Annotated in this window: 16 protein-coding genes and 1 riboswitch; of the genes, 8 read left to right on the forward strand and 8 right to left on the reverse strand. The window is 68.6% G+C overall.

Annotation, left to right across the window (positions count from 1 at the left end; translation table 11 throughout):
* Positions 1–67 precede the first annotated feature (67 nt).
* The 4 genes from G3I17_RS06865 to G3I17_RS06880 all read left to right on the forward strand — a co-directional run bounded on the left by G3I17_RS06865 (position 68) and on the right by G3I17_RS06880 (position 3,076).
* A complete protein-coding gene (locus tag G3I17_RS06865) occupies positions 68–556 on the forward strand; it encodes a hypothetical protein (protein WP_164595016.1) in 489 nt (162 codons plus the stop codon).
* Between the two features lie 7 nt (positions 557–563).
* On the forward strand, positions 564–1,739 hold the full coding sequence (locus tag G3I17_RS06870; RefSeq protein WP_164595017.1) for a histidine kinase: 1,176 nt from the start codon (positions 564–566) through the stop codon (positions 1,737–1,739).
* The gene (locus tag G3I17_RS06875) at positions 1,709–2,371 is read left to right on the forward strand and encodes a response regulator transcription factor (protein WP_239062220.1); all 663 of its coding nucleotides are present in this window, start codon (positions 1,709–1,711) and stop codon (positions 2,369–2,371) included. Before G3I17_RS06870 ends, G3I17_RS06875 begins: the two co-directional genes overlap by 31 nt.
* 183 nt (positions 2,372–2,554) lie before the next feature.
* On the forward strand, positions 2,555–3,076 hold the full coding sequence (locus G3I17_RS06880) for a GNAT family N-acetyltransferase (protein WP_164595018.1): 522 nt from the start codon (positions 2,555–2,557) through the stop codon (positions 3,074–3,076).
* Here the strand turns inward: G3I17_RS06880 and G3I17_RS06885 are convergent.
* Together G3I17_RS06885 and G3I17_RS06890 are read right to left on the reverse strand one after the other, a co-directional pair.
* Entirely contained in the window at positions 3,030–4,010 is a 981-nt protein-coding gene (locus G3I17_RS06885; protein WP_164595019.1) for a cation diffusion facilitator family transporter, read from the reverse strand. The genes G3I17_RS06880 and G3I17_RS06885 overlap by 47 nt on opposite strands.
* A complete protein-coding gene (locus G3I17_RS06890; RefSeq protein WP_164595020.1) occupies positions 4,010–4,417 on the reverse strand; it encodes a metalloregulator ArsR/SmtB family transcription factor in 408 nt (135 codons plus the stop codon). Before G3I17_RS06890 ends, G3I17_RS06885 begins: the two co-directional genes overlap by 1 nt.
* A gap of 23 nt (positions 4,418–4,440) precedes the next feature.
* Here G3I17_RS06890 and G3I17_RS06895 point away from each other — a divergent pair, with 23 nt between their 5' ends.
* A complete protein-coding gene (locus G3I17_RS06895; RefSeq protein ID WP_203589809.1) occupies positions 4,441–4,878 on the forward strand; it encodes a HutD family protein in 438 nt (145 codons plus the stop codon).
* A 210-nt stretch (positions 4,879–5,088) separates the two neighbouring features.
* Here the strand turns inward: G3I17_RS06895 and G3I17_RS06900 are convergent, their stop codons facing one another.
* From G3I17_RS06900 to metE, 4 genes are all read right to left on the reverse strand, one after another.
* Positions 5,089–5,613 carry a GNAT family N-acetyltransferase gene (locus tag G3I17_RS06900; protein WP_164595021.1) on the reverse strand — a complete coding sequence of 175 codons (525 nt, stop codon included), beginning with the start codon at positions 5,611–5,613 and terminating at the stop codon, positions 5,089–5,091.
* Positions 5,614–5,617: 4 nt separating this feature from the next.
* A complete protein-coding gene (rocD, locus tag G3I17_RS06905; protein ID WP_343238221.1) occupies positions 5,618–6,820 on the reverse strand; it encodes an ornithine--oxo-acid transaminase in 1,203 nt (400 codons plus the stop codon).
* A 108-nt stretch (positions 6,821–6,928) separates the two neighbouring features.
* Positions 6,929–8,002, reverse strand: a complete 1,074-nt coding sequence (locus G3I17_RS06910; RefSeq protein ID WP_203589811.1) for a HoxN/HupN/NixA family nickel/cobalt transporter — start codon at positions 8,000–8,002, stop codon at positions 6,929–6,931.
* 95 nt (positions 8,003–8,097) lie between these two features.
* A complete protein-coding gene (gene metE, locus G3I17_RS06915) occupies positions 8,098–10,413 on the reverse strand; it encodes a 5-methyltetrahydropteroyltriglutamate--homocysteine S-methyltransferase (protein WP_164595022.1) in 2,316 nt (771 codons plus the stop codon).
* 128 nt (positions 10,414–10,541) lie between these two features.
* A riboswitch (cobalamin riboswitch) is annotated at positions 10,542–10,755 on the reverse strand.
* A 114-nt stretch (positions 10,756–10,869) separates the two neighbouring features.
* On the opposite strand from metE, the gene G3I17_RS40500 reads away from it, so the two are divergent.
* Positions 10,870–11,049: a hypothetical protein gene (locus G3I17_RS40500; RefSeq protein WP_239062221.1), complete on the forward strand. Its 180-nt coding sequence runs from the start codon at positions 10,870–10,872 to the stop codon at positions 11,047–11,049.
* An 801-nt stretch (positions 11,050–11,850) separates the two neighbouring features.
* A complete protein-coding gene (locus tag G3I17_RS40505) occupies positions 11,851–12,033 on the forward strand; it encodes a hypothetical protein (protein WP_239062222.1) in 183 nt (60 codons plus the stop codon).
* Positions 12,034–12,055: 22 nt separating this feature from the next.
* On the opposite strand, the gene G3I17_RS06925 is transcribed toward G3I17_RS40505, so the two are convergent.
* Together G3I17_RS06925 and G3I17_RS06930 are read right to left on the reverse strand one after the other, a co-directional pair.
* Positions 12,056–13,453: an acetyl ornithine aminotransferase family protein gene (locus G3I17_RS06925; protein WP_164595023.1), complete on the reverse strand. Its 1,398-nt coding sequence runs from the start codon at positions 13,451–13,453 to the stop codon at positions 12,056–12,058.
* Positions 13,450–14,997, reverse strand: a complete 1,548-nt coding sequence (locus G3I17_RS06930; protein WP_164595024.1) for an aldehyde dehydrogenase family protein — start codon at positions 14,995–14,997, stop codon at positions 13,450–13,452. The genes G3I17_RS06925 and G3I17_RS06930 overlap by 4 nt, the downstream gene beginning before the upstream one ends.
* A gap of 350 nt (positions 14,998–15,347) precedes the next feature.
* Here G3I17_RS06930 and G3I17_RS06935 point away from each other — a divergent pair, with 350 nt between their 5' ends.
* The gene (locus tag G3I17_RS06935; RefSeq protein ID WP_164595025.1) at positions 15,348–18,449 is read left to right on the forward strand and encodes a hypothetical protein; all 3,102 of its coding nucleotides are present in this window, start codon (positions 15,348–15,350) and stop codon (positions 18,447–18,449) included.
* The last annotated feature ends 485 nt before the right edge of the window (positions 18,450–18,934 follow it).

Raw genomic sequence — 18,934 nt, forward strand, 5'->3', positions numbered from 1 at the left:
CCGACGAACCCGAAGCCCTTTCCGAGGAGTGTTCTCAGTAACAGAACTCCTCGGAAAGGGAAGTGTGATGTCGGTCAATCTGCTGCTGGGTATCGTGATCGGAGCGTTGGTCGTGGTCCGGGTGATGGGCCGGCAACTGCGGGGCTCGATGGTGACGCAGAGGTCGCTGGTGGTGGTGCCGCTGGTCCTCGTCGTCATCGGGCTCGCGTCCGCCCGCGGGGAGTTCGACACCGCATCGGCCGGCGAGCTGGCGTTCTTCGTCTTCGACGTCGCGGTGCTGATCCTGATCGGGTTCGCCCGCGGCGCGAGCACTCAACTGTCGACCCGTGACGGCGGCCTGCACCAGAAGGGCACGGCCACCACCCTCACGCTGTGGCTGCTGACCATCGGTATCCGGGTAGGCGCTGGCTTCGCCGGCGCGGCGATGGGCCTCAACGGCTCCCTCACCACAGCTGCCCTGCTGCTGACCTTCGGCCTGAGCATCGCCGCCCAGAACGTCGCCGTCTACCTCCGCGCGCAGCGCCTGCGCATCCCGTTCGCCGTCGAGCGGGCATGATGATCGTATGACCGAGCGGGGCTGGGGGGCCGAGGCGTGGCGCCGGGTGGCGATGCTCTGGAGCTCGTCCCTGGCGACCACAGCCTTGCGGTTGGCGCCCACCATTCTGGTGGTCGCGACGCTGATCATCTCGCGCGGTGCGGCGGATCCCGAACGGTTGCCGCTCCCCCTCGTCTTGTTGCTGGCGGCAATGGTTGTCGCGAGCAACGTGCTGATTCTGCGGTACGGCGAAAAGTCGCCGGTACGGACGGCGGCGCTATTGGTGTTCGTGGTGGCGGGGTCCGTGCTCTGGTATGCGCTGCCGGAGAGCGTGCTGGCGGTGTTGCCGTTCTGGGCGGTCCGGGCAGCCGTCCGGTATCACCTACCGGGACGGGCCGAGGTTCTGGTGGTGGTGCTCGGCATCCTCGGTGCCAGCGTGCCGCTGCTGCTGGTGACCGGTTCGGTCAGTTCCGCGATCGGGATCGCGGTCGGCGTGATCGCGATCTTGCTTGCCTCGATCAACCGCCGGGCTCGCGAGGAGCAGCTCGACGAGCTCCAGGTCTCACTCGCGCGCAAGCAGGCCGCGATCGAGGAGCACAGCCGAGCGGCCGCCCTGGCGGAGCGGGCCCGGATCGCGCGGGACGTGCACGACGTACTGGCTCATTCGCTGGCCGGCTTGTCCCTCAATCTGCAAGGAGCACGGCTGATGCTCGTCCGCGACGGCGCGTCGGAAGAAGCGATCGAACAGGTGACCAAGGCACAGGGGCTCGCGGCGGAGGGGTTGTCCGAGGCGCGCAGAGCCGTGGCGACGCTGCGAGAGGACTCGGTCCCCGACGCCCGCGCGATGGCCGACCTGGTCACGGCGTACCGGCTGGAGAGCGGGGCCGAAGCGACCTTCGAGGTCACCGGAGTATCGCGCGATCTGCCGTCCGAGGCGATGGCAGCCCTCTACCGCGCCTTGCAGGAAGCGCTCACGAACACCCGGAAGTACGCGCCGGGAGCACCGGTCGACGTCGTACTCCGGTTCGAAGACGCAAGGACCGCGCTCACGGTGGAGGATCACCCCGGCAAGCCGCCGGCTCACGTTGTCGGCGGGGGCTACGGTTTGCTCGGGATGCGGGAGCGGGCCGAGTTGATCGGTGGCAGCCTGGAGGTCGGGCCGACGGAGGACGGATGGCGCGTTCGATTGGTGATACCGGGATGAGCGATCTGCGAGTGGTGGTCGCCGACGATCAGACGGTGGTGCGCGACGGGCTGGTGACGCTGTTGCGGTTGCTCCCGGGGATCGACGTCGTGGCAGCCGCTTCCGACGGCCTCGAGGCCCTCGAGTTGGTCGCGGAGTACGCGCCGGACGTCCTGCTGGTGGATCTCCGGATGCCGCGCTGCGACGGCGTCGAGACCACGCGGCGGGTGCGCGCGGAGCATCCGGGCACCGAGGTCGTCGTGCTCACCACCTACAGCGACGACGATTCGGTGCTGGGCGCGCTCAAGGCCGGCGCCCGGGGGTTCCTCACCAAAGATGCCGACGCGGAGTCGATCGGCCGCGCGTTGCAGGCCGCGGCCGCCGGCCAGTCGATCATCGACGGTGACGTGCAGCGAAGGTTGATCGAGGCAACGACCACCGTACCGGCGCCCCAGCAGGCGGACGGCCTGACTCCGCGCGAGATCGAGGTCCTGCGGCTGATCGCGGCCGGCCTCTCGAACACGGAGATCGCCCGTCGGCTCGTCGTCAGCGAGGCCACGGTCAAGACGCACATCAACCACCTGTTCGCCAAAGCCGGTCTCCGCGACCGCGCCCAGGCCGTCGCCTATGCCTACCGCCGAGGACTGGGCTAGTGCCCTGCGTCCGAAGTTCTTTGGCGCTTGCGGCGCCCAGGCACGCACCTCGCGGCAGCGGAGGAACGGCCACGATGGAAAAACATCGAGGCCGCTCCCCCGCCACCGCGAGGCACGCACCTGACCACCGCAATCACTCAAACAACTTCGGACGCAGGGCACTGGGCCTGAGAGGATGGTGAGGTGACATCTTCTCTGGCGATCCGGGCTGGCGGGCTCGACGACGTTCCGGCGGTCCTGGTTCTGCTCGACAAGGCGACCGAGTGGCTGGTCGCCAACGGGCGGACCGGCCAGTGGGGGACCGAGGCGCACTCGACCGACCCGCGACGGGTAGCCCAGATCGAGGGCTTCGTGGCAGGCGACGGGCTCTGGATCGCCGAGCTCGACGGGCGGGTCGTCGGTGCGCTCGCGGTGGGCGACGCGACGTCCTACGTTCCGCCGGCCACCGAGCCCGAGCTGTACATCCGGCTGCTCGTGACGGATCGGGTGCTACAGGGCACCGGCATCGGCACCGACCTGCTGGAGCACGCGCGCACGCTCGCGCGGGGGCTCGGCGTGGAACTGCTCCGAGTGGACTGCTTCGGGGGCGGCGACGGCGCGCTCATCCGGTACTACGAGAAGCAGGGGTTCACCCGCGCGGAGCCGTTCGGCGTACCGGTCAGTGATTCGGAATGGCCGGGTCAGGTCCTGTTCCAGCGGCTGTGATCTCAACGGGGCGATGCACAGCGCCGTGCGCATCGCTGCAGTGAGCAGCCTGTACGTCGCCTGACGCGTGGTCGACCTGCAGCGTCGAGTGGGTCAGGTGGTGCCGCTCGGCCAGCAGCGTCTCGATCTGGCTGCGGATCAGGTGGCAGTCGAGCCCCTCGCTGACCAGGATGTGCGCCGACGCGGCCGGCTCGCCGGAAGTGATCTCCCAGACGTGCAGGTCGTGCACCTCGACCACCCCCGGTACTGCGCACAGCTCGGCGCCGACCGTGGCCGGGTTGATCCTGGCCGGAGCCGCCTCGAGGAAGATCCGGCCGGAGTCGCGGACGAGGCCGATCCCCGCCTTGAGCATCAGCGCGGCGACGATCAGCGCGGCGATCGAGTCGGCGCGGGCGAAGCCGGTGAGCAGCACGACCAGACCGGCGATCGCGGTCGCGACGAACGCGAACAGGTCGTTGAGGATGTGCTGGAACGCGCCCTCGACGTTCAGGCTGGTGCGGTTCGCCTTGCTGATCAGCCAGGTTGCGAAAAGGTTGACCACGATGCCGACGACGCCGGTGATCAGGACCAGCGCGCCCTGGACCTCGGGCGGGTGGATCATCCGGTTGACCGACTCGTAGACGAAGAACGCCGCGAGCAGCAGCAGGGTGATCCCGTTGGCCTGTGCCGAGAGGATCTCCACCCGCTTCAACCCGTAGGTGAAACCACCCGCCGGCGGCCTGGCGGAGAGCCGGATCGCGATCAACGCCAGCGCGATCGCGGCGGCGTCGGTCAGCATGTGCGCGGCATCGGTGATCAACGCCAGCGATCCGGCCGCGAAACCGACGACCACCTCAGCGGCCATGAACGCCAGGATCAGCGCCAGCGCGCCACTGAGCAGCTTCCGGTCAGCCTCGGCGCTGACGCCATGACCGTGACCGTGCCCGGCACCCATCAGCCACGCTCCGGGTGGATCGCGTCGGTGTGCTCGGTATGAGCGACGGCGAGGTCGACGAGCATCCGCACGTGCGCGTCGTCGAGCCGGTAGTAGGCCATCCGGCCATCCCGGCGTACCGAAACCACCCGATGGGCGCGCAGCAACCGCAACGCGTGCGACGTGGACGACTCACTCATCCCCGTCACGGCCGCCAGGTCGCAGACACACAACTCCCCGTCGAGCAGCGCGACCAGCAACTTCAACCGCCGCGGATCGCCCAGCAGCCCGAACACATCGGCCGTGTCGATGACATCCTGCTCAGAAGGCATCCTGGCATCGACGGCCGCCACCCGCTCCGGATCGACCAGCCGGACGTTGCAGCTGTCGATCACCGCCGGGGATTGCACATCTGCAGAACTCTTCATACGTCCACTGTAGGCTAGCCACCATGACTTTGGCCAGGATCCTGACTCCTGATGACTTCGACCCCGTCGCCTGGCGCAATGGGGCCGGCTCCACGCGGGAACTCGTCGACGATCCGGCCGGCTGGCGGCTCAGCGTCGCCGATCTCGAGGCGGACGCGGCCTTCTCGGACTTCCCGGGCGTCGACCGGACCTTCCTGCCGCTGGTCGACCTGGTCCTGCGCATCGACGGGGAGTATCGGCCGGTGGCTCACTACAGGGCCACCTCCTTCCCCGGCGAGGCGAGCGTCACGGTGGAGCTCGTCGCGGGAGCTGGTCGAGCAGTGAACCTGATGACGACCCGTGGCCGATGCGCCGGCGCCCTCACAGCGATCTCGCGACCGGATTGGGAGCAACGCGACCACGATCAGCCGGGACTGTTGGTCGACCTGGGCGACATCCTCGTCGAAGTGCAGATCTATTGAGTGAGGGCGGACGTCCGCGGCTAAGGCACCTCTTCGATCCCCTGCAGACGCAGGGCTTCAAACTCATCGGGACTCGGCGAGGCCAGTCCGGCCACCAGTCCTGAGCCATCCCACTCCACGTGTCGCGCCGGATCTCCAACCATGCCGGGGCGGCAGCCGTCTGGAACGAAAGCTGATGTAGGTGGTCGATGCCGACGGCAACGTTACCGATCAGACGACGATCGCGGCCTGTCCGCTGGGCTGACCGAGCTCGAGCTCGTACTCGACCTGTGCGAGTGGGGTGCCATCACCGAAGTCGCGTTCGGTGGTGGCACCCGTCTCGGTGAAGCCCGACTTGGCGTAGAACCGGCGGGACTGCGGGGTGTCGCGCAGGGTCCAGAGGTGGACCGTCGTGAAGCCGTCGGCGCGCAGTTGATGCAGGGTCTCGGTCATCAGGGCTGCCGCGACGCCGGTGCCCCAGCCGTCGGGATGCCCGTAGAAGCTGTAGATCTCGGCGCGCTCCGCCGAGGAACGCATGCTCCAGGAGAAGGCCAGCGCGCGCCCGTCGACGGTGGCGAGCATGATCAGGCCCTCCGGCGAGGCGACCCGGTCATGCCAGCGGGTCAGCCTCGACTTGATCTGCTCCGCGGAGAACGATTCGTCGAAGAACGGTGCATAGGCAGCCTCCCAGGAGGCTGCATGCACGACCCCGATCACTTCGCCGTCATCCGCTGTCGCGCGCCGCACCTGGATCATCAGCTCAGCCCGCGAGCGCCTTCAACGACAGGGCCAGTCGCTCGGTCATCCAGTCGAGGTCGCCGGTGGTGATCACCAGCGGGGGTGACAGCCGGATCGTCGAGCCGTGGGTGTCCTTGGCCAGTACGCCGTGTTCCGCGAGCTTCTCGCACAGGGCGCGACCCGTGCCGAGCGCGGGATCGAGATCCAGCCCCGCCCACAGACCGTGCACCCGCAAACCCACCAGCCCCTGAGCCTGCAGCGGCTCCAGCCGGTGGCGCAGTTCCTGCTCCATCGCCAGTGCGTGCTCCTGCAGGTCACCCGGCTCGAGCAGCTTGATCACGCCCCGCCCGATCGCGACCGCGAGCGGGTTCCCGCCGAAGGTGCTGCCGTGCGTACCGGGCGTGATGACGTCCATCACCGCGCGGTCGGTGACGACGGCCGACAGTGGCATGATGCCGCCGCCGAGCGCCTTCCCGAGGATGTAGACATCCGGTACTACGCCCGCTCGCGAGCTCGCGAAGGTGGCGCCCGCGCGGCCGAGGCCGGACTGGATCTCGTCGGCCACCATCAGCACCCGGTTCTTGGTGCAGGCCTCGCGGACGGCGGCCAGATACCCCTCGGGCGGCACGACGACGCCCGCCTCGCCCTGGACCGGCTCGAGCAGCACGGCGACGGTGGTCTCGTCGATCGCGGCCTCCAGCGCGGCCGCGTCGCCGTACGGGACCGAGCGGAAGCCGGGGGTGTACGGGCCGTAGTTGTCGTGCGCCTCGGCGTCGCCGGAGAAGCTGATGATGCTGATGGTCCGGCCATGGAAGTTGCCATCAGCAACGATGATGGTGGCCTGGCCGTCGGGCACACCCTTGATCAGGTAGCCCCAGCGACGGGCGAGCTTGAGCGCCGTCTCGACCGCCTCGGCGCCCGAGTTCATCGGTAGTACCGCGTCCTTGCCCGCGAGGGCGGCGAGCTCGGCGCAGAACGGGCCGAGCTGGTCGTGGTGGAAGGCGCGGCTGGTCAGCGTGACGCGGCCGAGCTGCTCGGTCGCGGCGGCGATCAGCGCGGGGTGCCGGTGGCCGAAGTTGAGCGCGGAGTAGCCGGCCAGGCAGTCCAGATAGCGCTCGCCCGAAGTGTCCGTGATCCAGACACCCTCCGCCGTCGCGACGGTCACGGGCAGCGGGTGGTAGTTGTGCGCGCCGTACTCGTTCTCAAGCGTGATCGGGTCGGTCACAAATCTGCCTTTCGTCGCGAGGGGCTCAGACCAGGCGAGCTTAGAGCCTGGCTTGCGCCGCCTGAACCCCCACCCGCGAATTGTCCGACATTCGGGCAATCGGAGCGGTCAGGCCTGGAGCCGGGCGGTCCACTTCTCCTCGATCCGGCCGTACTTCCAGATCGCGAAGGCGGTCAGCCAGGTGAGCACGAAGAGGGCGACGATCGCGTAGCCGACGTAGTTGAGGTCGACGCCGGCGATCGCGGCGAGTGGCCCGTGGGTGATACCGAGCTTGTCGGTCAGGATCGAGTCGAGCTCGATGCTGCCGATCAGCAACGCCACCGCGACCGAGAGACCGGTGATCGTCAGGTTGTAGTAGACCTTGCGGACCGGCTTGGAGAACGCCCAGCCGTAGGCGAAGTTCATGAAACAGCCGTCGAGCGTGTCGAGCAGGCTCATCCCGGCCGCGAACAGGATCGGCAGCGTCAGTACGGCGTACCAGGGCAGGTTGAACGCGGCGGCCCCGCCGGCCAGGACGAGCAGGCTGACCTCGGTTGCGGTGTCGAAGCCGAGTCCGAAGAGCAGCCCGATCGGGTACATCTGCCACGGCCGGGTGACCGCCTTGGTCGCGCCGCCCAGGATCCGGTTCATCAGGCCGCGCTTGTTCAGTTGCTCCTCGAGCGCTGCCTCGTCGAAGTCGCCCGCCCGCATCCGCCGGAACACCTTGAGCACGGCGAGCAGGATGATCAGGTTGAGGATCGCGATGACGTAGAGGAAGACCCCGGACACCGCGGTGCCGATGATCCCGGTGAGCTGCTGCAGCCTGGACGAGTCGTCGGCGACCTGCCCGGCCAGCGCCCGGACGCCGATGCCGAGCAGGAAACAGAGCCCGAACACCACGCTGGAGTGGCCGAGCGAGAACCAGAAGCCGACCGAGACCGGGCGTTTACCGTCCGCCATCAACTTACGGGTGGTGTTGTCGATCGCGGCGATGTGATCGGCGTCGAACGCGTGCCGCATCCCCAGCGTGTACGCCGTGACGCCCAGCCCGACGCCGAAGACCCCGGCCGATCCGAGCTGGTAGTGCTGTGGCGCGATCACGAGCGCCAGCAGCCCCCAGCCGGCCACGTGGAGTAGTGCGATGAACGCGGTCATCCCGCCGAGCGAAACCCATTCCCCACGTGTCAGCCTCACGCCGAGCATGCTATGCGACCCAGTCGCACAAGGCACGGTGGGATGGGAAGGAGGACCGGGACCAGCCTTCCGACAAAGACTGGTCCCGGTCGGTCAATGAGTGGTCAGGACGGAAGGCCGTCCCGTACCTCGCGCGCCGCGCCGACGAGGTTCTGCAACGAGTCGCGAACCTCCGGCCAGCCCCGCGTCTTCAGCCCGCAGTCCGGGTTGACCCACAGCCGGTCGGCCGGGATCGCGTCGAGCCCCTTGCGCAGGAGAGAGACGATCTCCGGCGTACCGGGCACCCGAGGCGAGTGGATGTCGTAGACACCCGGCCCGACCTCGCGCGGATAGCCGGCCGAGCCCAATTCGTGCGCGACCTGCATGTGCGACCGCGCTGCCTCCAGGCTCGCCACGTCGGCGTCCATCTCGTCCAACGCGTTGAGGATGTCGCCGAACTCGACGTAACACATGTGGGTGTGGATCTGCGTGTCCGCCCGCACCCCGCTGGTCGTCAGCCGGAAGACCTCGGTACCCCAGGTCAGGTACTCCGCTCGATCGGCCCGCCGCAGCGGCAGCGTCTCTCGCAGCGCCGGCTCATCCACCTGGATCACCGCGGCGCCGGCCGCCTCCAGGTCGTTCACCTCGTCGCGCAGGGCGAGAGCCACCTGCCGAGCGGTGTCACTGCGCGGCTGGTCGTCGCGGACGAATGACCAGGCGAGCATCGTGACCGGCCCGGTCAGCATGCCCTTGACCGGCCGATCGGTCTGCGACTGCGCGTACTTCCACCAGCGAACCGTCATCGGCTCCGGCCGCGAGATGTCACCAGCGAGCACCGGCGGCCGCACATACCGGGTGCCATACGACTGCACCCAGCCGTGCTGCAGCGCTAGATACCCGTCCAGCTGCTCGGCGAAGTACTGGACCATGTCGTTGCGTTCGGGCTCGCCATGCACGAGCACGTCCAGCCCGGCCTTCTCCTGGAACGCGAGCACCTCCCGGATCTCCGCTTCGATCCGCTCGTCGTACTCCGGTACGCCGATCCGCTGGGCGCGCAGCTCGGCCCTTGCCGTGCGCAACTCGTTGGTCTGCGGGAACGACCCCACGGTGGTTGTCGGAAGCAACGGCAACCCGAGTCGCTTGCGTTGAGCCGCGCTGCGTTCGGCGTACGGGATGGAGCGGCGGCTGTCCGACTCGGTCACGGCGGCGACCCGGTCGCGGACCTCGCGGCGGTTCGTCAGCGCAGAGGCGGCTCGCGACTCCAGCGCCGCGCGGTTGGCGGCGAGCTCGGTCGCGATCGCTTCGGTGCCCTCGGTGATGCCACGGGTGAGGGTGGCGATCTCGGCGGTCTTCTGGCGCGCGAACGCCAACCAGGGCAGGACCTCCGGGTCGAGCCCGGTCTCGGCCGAGACGTCCAGTGGGACGTGCAGCAGGGAGCTGGACGAGCTGACGTCGACCTGCCCGGCGAGGCCCATCAGCGTCGCCAAGGTGGCCAGCGACTTGGTGAGGTCGTTGATCCAGATGTTGCGGCCGTTGACGACGCCCGCGACCAGGCGCTTGTCGCGCAGCCCGGCGACCGATGCGAGGGCGTCGAGGTTGGCCGCGGCCGGACCGGTGAAGTCGATCGCGAGGCCTTCGACCGGCGCCTTCGCGAGCACGGGCAACGCCTCGCCGAGCCGGTCGAAGTACGAGGCGACGAGCAGCTTTGGGCGATCGGTGAGTCCACCGAGCGTCGCGTAGGCGCGGGCCGTGGCGTCCAGCTCGTCAGGCGTGCGGTCCTGGACGAGTGCGGGCTCGTCCAGCTGCACCCACTCGGCTCCTGCCGCACGCAGGTCGGCGAGCACTTCGGCGTACACGGGGAGGAGCTTGTCGAGTAGCGAGAGCGGCTCGAAGGTGTCGGCGACACCCGGAGCGGGCTTGGCCAGTAGGAGGTAGGTGACCGGGCCGACGAGGACCGGGCGGGCTTTGAGGCCGAGGGCAACGGCTTGCGCCAGTTCGGTCACCTGCTTGGCGGAGTCGGCCGTGAAGACGGTGTCCGGGCCGAGCTCGGGGACCAGGTAGTGGTAGTTGGTGTCGAACCACTTCGTCATCTCGAGCGGCGCGACCTCCTGGGTGCCGCGCGCCATCGCGAAGTACCCGTCCAGCGGGTCCGCCTCGACGGCGGCGCGGTGGCGCTCGGGGATCGCGCCGACCAGGACGGTCGTGTCGAGTACGTGGTCGTAGTACGAGAAGTCACCGGTGGGGACCTCGTCGATGCCGTCGGCGACGAGCTGCAGCCAGTTGGCCTCGCGCAGCTCCTTCGCGGTCTGCCGGAGGGCGTCCGCGCTGACGCTGCCCTTCCAGTAGCCCTCGATGGCCTTCTTCAGTTCACGGTTCTGACCTTGCCGGGGGTAGCCGTACACGGTGGCCCGTGCTGCCGCGGCTGCGGACTTGCTGGTCAAGCGTCTCTCCTTCGTGAGCGCGTCTCGAAAGACCAGGCAACTCGCGGAAGGGGACAGCAGGCGCAGGCCCAGAGCGGCCATGCGCACGCAGACCTTCCCACGAGGTCACCGAGGTCATCCACGAGCGCTGGGCGCACGTGGGCAGTGGCAGGTCTTCGGACTCATGGGCACGCCTGTTGCCAGACACCTACTGGCCGTCGCTTCCCAAACCCTTGCGGGCCCAGTGCGTATGACGGCGGTCGTTCCCACTCACCGCTGCGGGGCAGTCCCGGATTCACACCGGGTTCCCTCTTACGACGTCCTACCTGGCGAGCAGGACGAACCAACTGCGTCCACCACCTTACTTGCTGCGCTCGCCGCGCGCTCGGCAAGCTCCGCGATCTGGGCGTCGGTGATGACCAGCGGCGGCCCGAACAGGATCAGGTCGCCGCTCACCCCGTCGGCACATCCGGTGGAGTGGTACAGCAACACGCCGTTCTCCTTACCAGCGGCAACGATCCGTTCGGCGACGCGATCGGCTCGCGGGTACGGCGTACGGGTCTCCCGATCGGCGACGAACTCGACGGCGCACAACAGGCCGAGACCGCGGATGTCGCCCACCGCGGGGTGGTCGCCGAGGGCGTCTTCCAAGGATGACTTCAGCAAGGCGCCCTGCCGCTCGGAGGCGGCGATCAGGTCGCGCTCCTGCAGTACCTTCAGGACGGCATGTCCTGCGACCGCGCCGACGACGTGGTGCGAGTAGGTGAAGCCGTGCGTGAAGCCGGCGATCTTCTCGTGCACCTCGCCACTGCAGGCGGCGAATCCGAGCGGCCAGTAGCCGGACGCCGCGCCCTTCGCGGCGACGAGGATGTCGGGCCGCACATCCCAATGCTCACAGGCGAACCAGCGGCCAGTGCGCCCGAAGCCGGTCATCACCTCGTCCGCGATCACCAGTACGCCGTACTTGCGGCAGACGGCCGTAATTGCGGGCCAGTAGTCGTCTGGCGGGACACAGGCGCCGAGTGCCGCACCCGACACCGGCTCGGCGATGAAGGCCGCGACGTTCTCGGGGCCCTCGGCAACGATCAGCCGCTCCAGCTCGGCGGCGTGCCGGGTGCCACAACCGGCCGGGTGGGTGTCGGGGAATGGACAGCGGTACTCGTACGGCGTCGTGGTGTGTCGCGCCGATCCCAGCCAGGGAAGGTAGGGCGCTCGCAATCCCGGCCGGCCTGACACGTCCAGCGCACCGCGAGTGTTGCCGTGGTAGGCGCCCTCGCGGCCGATCACCACGGACCGGTCCTCGCCGCGCGCCAGGTGGTAGGCGCGAGCCATCTTCAACGCAGTCTCGACCGCTTCGCTGCCGCCCGAGACCGGATAGATCCGGGCGTCGTCCAGCGGCAGCAGCGGGGCGAGCGCATCCGCATAGTCGGTCAGCGCCGCCGAGCTGAACACGGTCCCATGCGCATAGGCCACGAGCTTGGACTGCCGCGCGATGGCCTCACCGACCTCTTCGACCCCATGGCCGATGCCGACGACGATCGCACCGCCCGAGCCATCGAGGTACCGGCGGCCGGCGGTGTCGAAGAGCAAGGCGCCGGTGCCCCTGGCAACCACCGGGAGGTCGTTGCCAGGGGCCCGTGAGAAGACGGTCATCCGGGCAGCGTCATCCGGCCAGGGCGGCGGCGAACAGCTCCAGCGCGGTCCGCGCCTGAGCCTCCGTCACCACGAGCGGCGGCGACATCCGGATCGAGCTCTCGCCACACTCGAGCACCAGCAGCCCACGCTCGAACGCCCGCTGCTGAACGGCGTTGGCCTGCGCGGCGGTCCGGAACTCGACGCCGATCATCAGGCCGAGCCCGCGCACGTCGACGATCTGGTCGGAGAACTTCTGCTGCAGCTCCCGCAGTCCGGTCATCAACTGTCGGCCGATGATGTCGGCGTTGGCGAGCAGCCCCTCCTCCTCGATCACCGCGAGCGTGGCAAGGCCCGCAGCGCACGGGATCGGGCTTCCGCCGTACGTCGAACCGTGGGCGCCCTGCTTCCAGCTCTCCATCAGGTTCGCCTTGGCGATGAAGGCGCCGAGGGGGAGGCCGGAGGCGAGACCCTTGGCGGAGATCAGCACATCGGGCTGGACGCCGAGGTGCTCGATCGCCCACATCTTGCCGGTCCGCCCGGCGCCCGACTGGACCTCGTCGGCGACGAGCAGAATGCCGTACCGGTCGCAGAGCTCGCGCAGTCGCGCCATCCAGGCGGCCGGCGGGACGATGTAGCCACCTTCACCCTGGATCGGCTCGACGAAGATCGCGGCGACCTCGGTCGGCGTCACCTGGTACCGGAAAAGCACGTTCTCCAGGTAGTCGAAAGTCGCGTCCTCGTCGTGCACCGGCGCCCCGGTGATCGGGTCACGTCCGTTGAACGCGTACGGCGCGTGCAGCACGCCCGGCAGCAACGGGCCGAAGCCCTGGTGGTACTTCGCCTTCGACGCGGTCAAGGTGACAGCGCCGTAGGTGCGGCCGTGGAACGCGCCGAAGAAGCTGATCACGTACGGACGGCCGGTGGCGTATCGGGCGAGCTTGAGAGCACCCTCGACGGCTTCGGCGCCGGAGTTGCTGAGGAAGACCCGGACCGGGTCGTCCATCGGCGCGGTGGCGGCGAGCGCCGAGCACATCTCCGAGTAGATCGGCAGGTAGAAGTCACTCGCCGAGTAGTGCAGCAGCGTCTCAGCCTGCTGCTTGACCGCCTCGACCACGCGCGGGTGGCAGTGGCCGGTCGAGTTGACGGCGATACCGGCGTTGAAGTCGAGGAAGAGGTTGCCGTCGGCATCTTCGATGACGCAGCCCGTGCCGCGCTGGGGGACCAGTGGGTAGGCCCGGGGGAGCGAGGGGCTGGTCACTGCGACGTCGCGGTCGACGATCGCCCGGGACAGCGGGCCTGGCAGCGCCGTCTGCACATCGGGGACCGGGCGCCCGGCCAGCCAGTCCGGCCCGGCTGTGCCGTCTGTTACGCCCTGAGTTGCGCCGCGGGTGGCGTCGGCTTGGGTCGAGGGGATGGTCGTGGTCATCGGGTTACCACCGTTCGGGATTGTTCGCGGAGGAACTGCTGGACGTAGTACAGGCCGCCACCGGCCTTGCCGGAGGTGCCGGAGCCCTTCCAGCCGCCGAAGGGCTGGACGCCGGGCCAGGCGCCGGTGGTCGCACCGGCTGCGCGGTTCACGTAGACGACGCCGGCCTCGATCCGGTCGAGGAACTCGTCGACCTCGCCGTCATCGGCCGAGAAGAATCCGGCGGTGAGGCCGAGGTCGGTGTCGTTGGCGAGGGTCAGCGCCTCGTCGAGTGAGTCGACCGGCACAACGGCGACGAACGGGACGAAGAGCTCGTCCCGCAGCAGGCGATCGTCTTTGGACAGGCCGGTCACGACGGTGGGCTGGACGTAGTTGCCCTCGATGACGTTGCCCCCGGCCACTACCTTGCCGTGCTCGCGGGAGTGCGCGACCGCGGCCAGGAACCGCTGGACGGCGTTCGGGTCGATGACCGGGCCGACGAAGGTGTCGCGGGCCGTCGGGTCGCCGACGACCGCTGCCTTAGCCTTCTCCGCCAGCGCGGCGACGAACGGCTCGAACACCTCGCGCTGCACGTAGACGCGCGAACACGCCGAGCACTTCTGGCCGGAGAACCCGAACGCGGAGCGGGCGATCCCGGCCGCCGCGAGGTCGAGATCCGCCTGCGCCGACACGACGGCAGGGTTCTTACCGCCCATCTCGCAGACCACCGGCTTCGGGTACGACGTGGCGAAGCTGCGGTAAATCGACATACCCACCTGGTAGGACCCGGTGAAGGTCAGCCCGGCGACGCCCGGGTGGGCCACCAGCAGACCGCCGACGGCATCCCCACCGGGGATCAGGTTGAACACGCCGGCCGGCAGCCCGGCGTCACCGAGGCACTCGGCGAGCTTGGCAGCGGTGAACGACCCCTGCGGGCTGGGCTTGAGCACCACCGTGTTGCCGGCGACGAGCGCTCCACCGGCCGGCCCCGCGGCCAGCGCCATCGGGAAGTTGAACGGGCTGATCACACCCCACACTCCGTACGGACGCAGCACGCTCGTCGTCTGCTCGCGGTCGGAGAGCTGCTCCATCGGGCGGATGAAGCCGTCGTTGTCCTCGACCTGGCGGCAGTAGTACCGGATCAGGTCAGCGGACTCCTCGACGTCGCCGAGCGCCTCGAGGCGGTTCTTGCCGACCTCCAGGCTCATCAGCGCGGCCAGTTCGTTGGAACGCTCGCTGATCAGGTCCGCGGCGCGGCGTAGTACCGCGATCCTTTGTTTCCAAGGGGTTGCGGCCCAGCCGGGCGCGGCGGCTGTGGCGGCGGCGACGGCATCGTTCACGTCGTCGGCGACCGCACTCTTGACGGTGCAGAGCAGCAGCGACGGGTCGCCCGGACTCGTCACCTCGAAAGCTTCTCCGCCGGGCCGGGCGATGCCGTCGACGATCGGGGTAAGGGTGGTACCGAGCCAGCTACGGGCCTCGTCGAGACCCTTGTCGTAGGCGGCGTGCAGGTCTTCGTTGTCGGCGGTCAAGGTGGCGTAGGTGACGCGGAATTTCTCGGTCATGAATGCTCCTTCGCGGAGTGGCCGGGCGATCGGGGACGCGCAGAAGCCCACCGACCAGGAACTGGTCGATGGGCTGCGATGAGGGCCCTAGCCGGGGGGAAGCAGAGTGAGCGGCTTGAGGGAACCAGCGAGTCGCATTGGACGGTCCCCTTCCTGATAGCGCCTGCTCATCTGTCCGGGCCTTTATAGCACCTGACCCGCCGGCCTCGTCCACCTGATGAGTGACGAAGGTTTCTTTCGAGCGGCAGAAGATCATCGCGAACTCTTGTTGCCCGCAGCGGAGTGTGCGCAAATGTAACTGCACGTAACTAGCCGTAAGCCGTGGGGGCGAATGGGCAATGGTCGCAGTGGTGGGGGAACAACCCGTCGGGGAACAGCCGGTAGAGGTCGCGGCTGCGGGGGAGGAGAAGGCGCCGAAGCCTGCTGATTTTCGGTGGGTGGGGGCGATGCTGGCCGGGCTGGGGGCGGTCTGGCTGGCGATGAACGAGGTCAGCCTGTTGGGGGCGGGGTTCCTCGCCGAGGGCGGATCGTCGTGGTCGTTCAACGGGATGAGCGGGCCCGCGGCCGCGTCGGAGTACGGCGGCTGGCACGGCAAGTTCACCAGTGAGCAACTGAACGACTGGTTGCCCTTGCTGGCGATCTATCTGCTGCTCGACCTCGTCTTCATCGCCATCTATGTACCGGCGTTGAGACGTTTCGTCGCCATCGGTCCGGTGCTGGTGCTGGCCGGGCTCGACGTGCTCGAGAACCTGATGACGTACTGGCTCGGCACGCAGCGTTGCGCGGGAGGCAACTGCGTCTCGGACACCTGGGCAGTCGTCCTCATGGTGATCACCATGCTCAAGTGGCTCGCCTTCGCCGCGGTCCTCGTCCTGCTGGTCAGCGGTCATTGGCCGACGATCAAGGCCGCAGTACCGCGGATCCGCCGTGCCCTGTGGATTCAGCGCTTCAGCATGCTGGCCTTCCTGCCGCTGGCCCTGCTGACGGTCGTGCCCGGCACCGACGTCCTCGACCAGCTCCCGGACGTCCAGCGCAGCTGGCTCGACACCGGCACCGGCGTCGGTCAGGCGCTCATCGCCGCTTTCCTGTACTACGCCGTGCTGCTGCCCGTGATCTTCTTGCTGGGCAGGCTTCGCGCCGACTGGGCCGTGCGGCGAGTGCGCGGCGAGAGCCACGGCTGGCCCTTCTACAACAAGGAAGGAAAGGACCGCCGGCAGAACCTGATGCTCTGGATCGTCGGCCCGATCCTGTTGCCCCTGGTAGCAGTCGGGATCGCGCTGTCCGGCCAGGGTGAGGTCTTCAAGCGACGGCTGCTCGTGTTCTGCCTGATCCCGTTGCTGGTGCTCGGCTTGTCCAAGCTCCTGCGTGACAAGGCGGAGGTAAGGCCGAAGGCGCTGCGCAAGGTCGGCAGCTGGTTCCCGCGTGACGTGATGATCGCCGGTGACATGCTCGCGGTGACGGCGGTCTCGCTGGGTGGTCTGGGCATGGTTCGCGCGTTCGCCGGGCTCGCGGCCGGCGACGCCGTCGGCCTGTTCGATTCGTCGTACGTCGTGCACCCGTCGGTGGCGCTCGTGATCGGCGTGGTGCTCGGGGTCGGTCCCTGGCTCGTTTCCTGGCCGGTCCTGAAGGCGATCCAGAAGTGGGGGCGTCCGGAGTCGACCGGAGTACTCGGCTGGTACGGGCGTCTCGCCACGCCTGGCGTGAACCCGGACGGTGAGACGGCGGTCGACGCCATCCCGCGGAGCAAGGTGCGGGCCGGGTTCGTGCTCGGTGCCAGCTTCGCGATTCTCCTGCTGGGCTCGTTCCCGCGACGGTTCGCCGACGTTCTCGGCGTACTGGCGGCGACGATGCTCGCGCTGGCGACGCTCGTGGTCCTGGTCGGCGTCATCGTGGCCTATGCGCAGGAGCGGCAACCGCCGGAGATCTTCCAGACCAAGTGGCTGCGGCTGCGCGCCACCCCGATCCTCGGCATGCTGATCTTCGCGATGGTGGCGACGAGTCTGATCGGCGGCAAGACCGAAGTGCACCCGTTGACGGCGAACACCGCCGCTGCGGGCCTGCCTGAGCGGCCGACCATGCAGGCGGCTTTCGACGCGTGGGTAGCGCAGCCGACGAAGTGCACGGTCCCGCTGGATGGCGGGCTCAGCCTGCGGCCGATGCTGATGGTCGCGGCGGAGGGTGGCGGCATCCGGGCGACGTACTGGACCGCTTCCGCGCTTGAGAAGATCAGTATGACGGGCAACAAGTGCGCCAAGCACGCGGTGCTGTTCTCGGGTGGTGCCAGCGGGGGCGCGTTCGGTCTGACCGTGGCGCGCTTCACGGATGAGCCGTTGGCGGCGGTCAAGGCGATGGCCGGGCATGAGGCGCTCGGGGCAGCCACGATCTCGTTGATGTCGAGCGATCTGCTCGCCAGCATGGCCGGGCTGCGTTTCGATGCAGCCGCGGAGTACCGGACGCCCGCGCGCCAACCACTGGATCGGGCCGGGCTGATGGAGACGGCGTGGGAGCGCAAGGTGCCTAAGCTGCGCACGCAGTTCTTGCCGGCGGACGGTAAGGCCGAGGAGGCGATGACCGGGCAGCTGATTCTGACCACGACCGCCGTCCGCAATGGCTGCCGCGCGCTGGTCAGCCAGGTCGACCTCAGCGAAGGAGCCCGTACCGCGGATGGCGCGCCGGTCTGCGGGGCCGGTGTCGCCGGGGCGCACGACTACGACCTCTTCGGCGCATTCGGGCCGAAGACGGGTCAACAGCAAGCCGGCTGCGTCGGCAATCTGCAGGCGTTGACCGGGGGTCTGCTGGCCAGCCGGTTCCCCTATGTGACGCCTTCCGGAGTGATCGGCGGTTGTGGTGATCTGAAGGCGGCGCAGTTGGTGGACGGCGGTTACACCGACAACACGGGGATCGGGACGATCGTGGATCTCGCGCCTGCGTGGGGTACCGCCGTCCGCGAGCACAACGACGAGGTACTTGCCGCGGGCACCGGTGAGGTCGTCCTCCCGCTGGTCGTCTACATCGAGAACGGCACCGGTAAGGACTACAGCGTGGGCAACGACGACCCGGTGGACGGGATCGGGAACACGTTCAAACCCGGCGCCGAGCTGTCCTCGGTGCCGGAGCTACTGGTGCCACCGGCAACCAAACTCGTCACGGCCAAGGAGGACGGGACCAAGGATCGCGCCCTGCTCCGGGAAGCACGAACGGCAGCGGCCGCTCAGCTCTGCACAACCTCGGCCGCCTGCGCCACGCTCCGTACCAAGCTGCCGAACTCGGTCTACGTGATCAGCCAAAGCACCCAGCCGTCCCTGTCCGCCCCTCTCGGCTGGACTCTGTCAAAAGCCAGTCAGAACGACCTCGACAACGACCTGGCATTACAGGCCGACAAGCAGTGCGCGCCGGATTGCCGTGGCTACGGAACCCTGCACGACCTGCTCGTCACCCTCGGCCTCAGTTGAGACCACCCCTCCACGGCTTGTGTGGTGGGTGCGTGCGTGACTGTGGATCCGGGGTTGCTGCGGTAAGGGTGCTGTGGATTGCGTCGCCGGGCTGCGTGATGGTCCTGGTCGCGGCTATCCCGGAGCCGCTGGAAAGACTGGCCACGACGAATTGATCCCCACCATCGTGAGGCCAGCCACCATCCGGGGCCGTAGGCGCTTGCGGTTACCCGGCCGGCCGCCTGTTGGCCGCTGGGCGGGTGATCGTGCTGGACGAACGCTGTTTGTTGTACCGCTGGCGTGCTAGGTCACGCCAGCGGTACAACAACCCGACAGTCGAGCCCGGATCCCTTTGGGGGAAGGGGTTCGGTGGAAACAAACTTGCACCTGGCGACCAAAAGTTTCCCACTGAAGCCCGCCGGGCACGACTTCCGGCGGATTGCGCGTCAGTGGGCACGTGGGTTGCGCAGCCCGGCGACGCAATCCACAGTCGCCCTGGCAACGGC

It is taken from the genome of Streptomyces sp. SID13031 (genome assembly GCF_010548305.1).
GTDB lineage: Bacteria > Actinomycetota > Actinomycetes > Propionibacteriales > Kribbellaceae > Kribbella.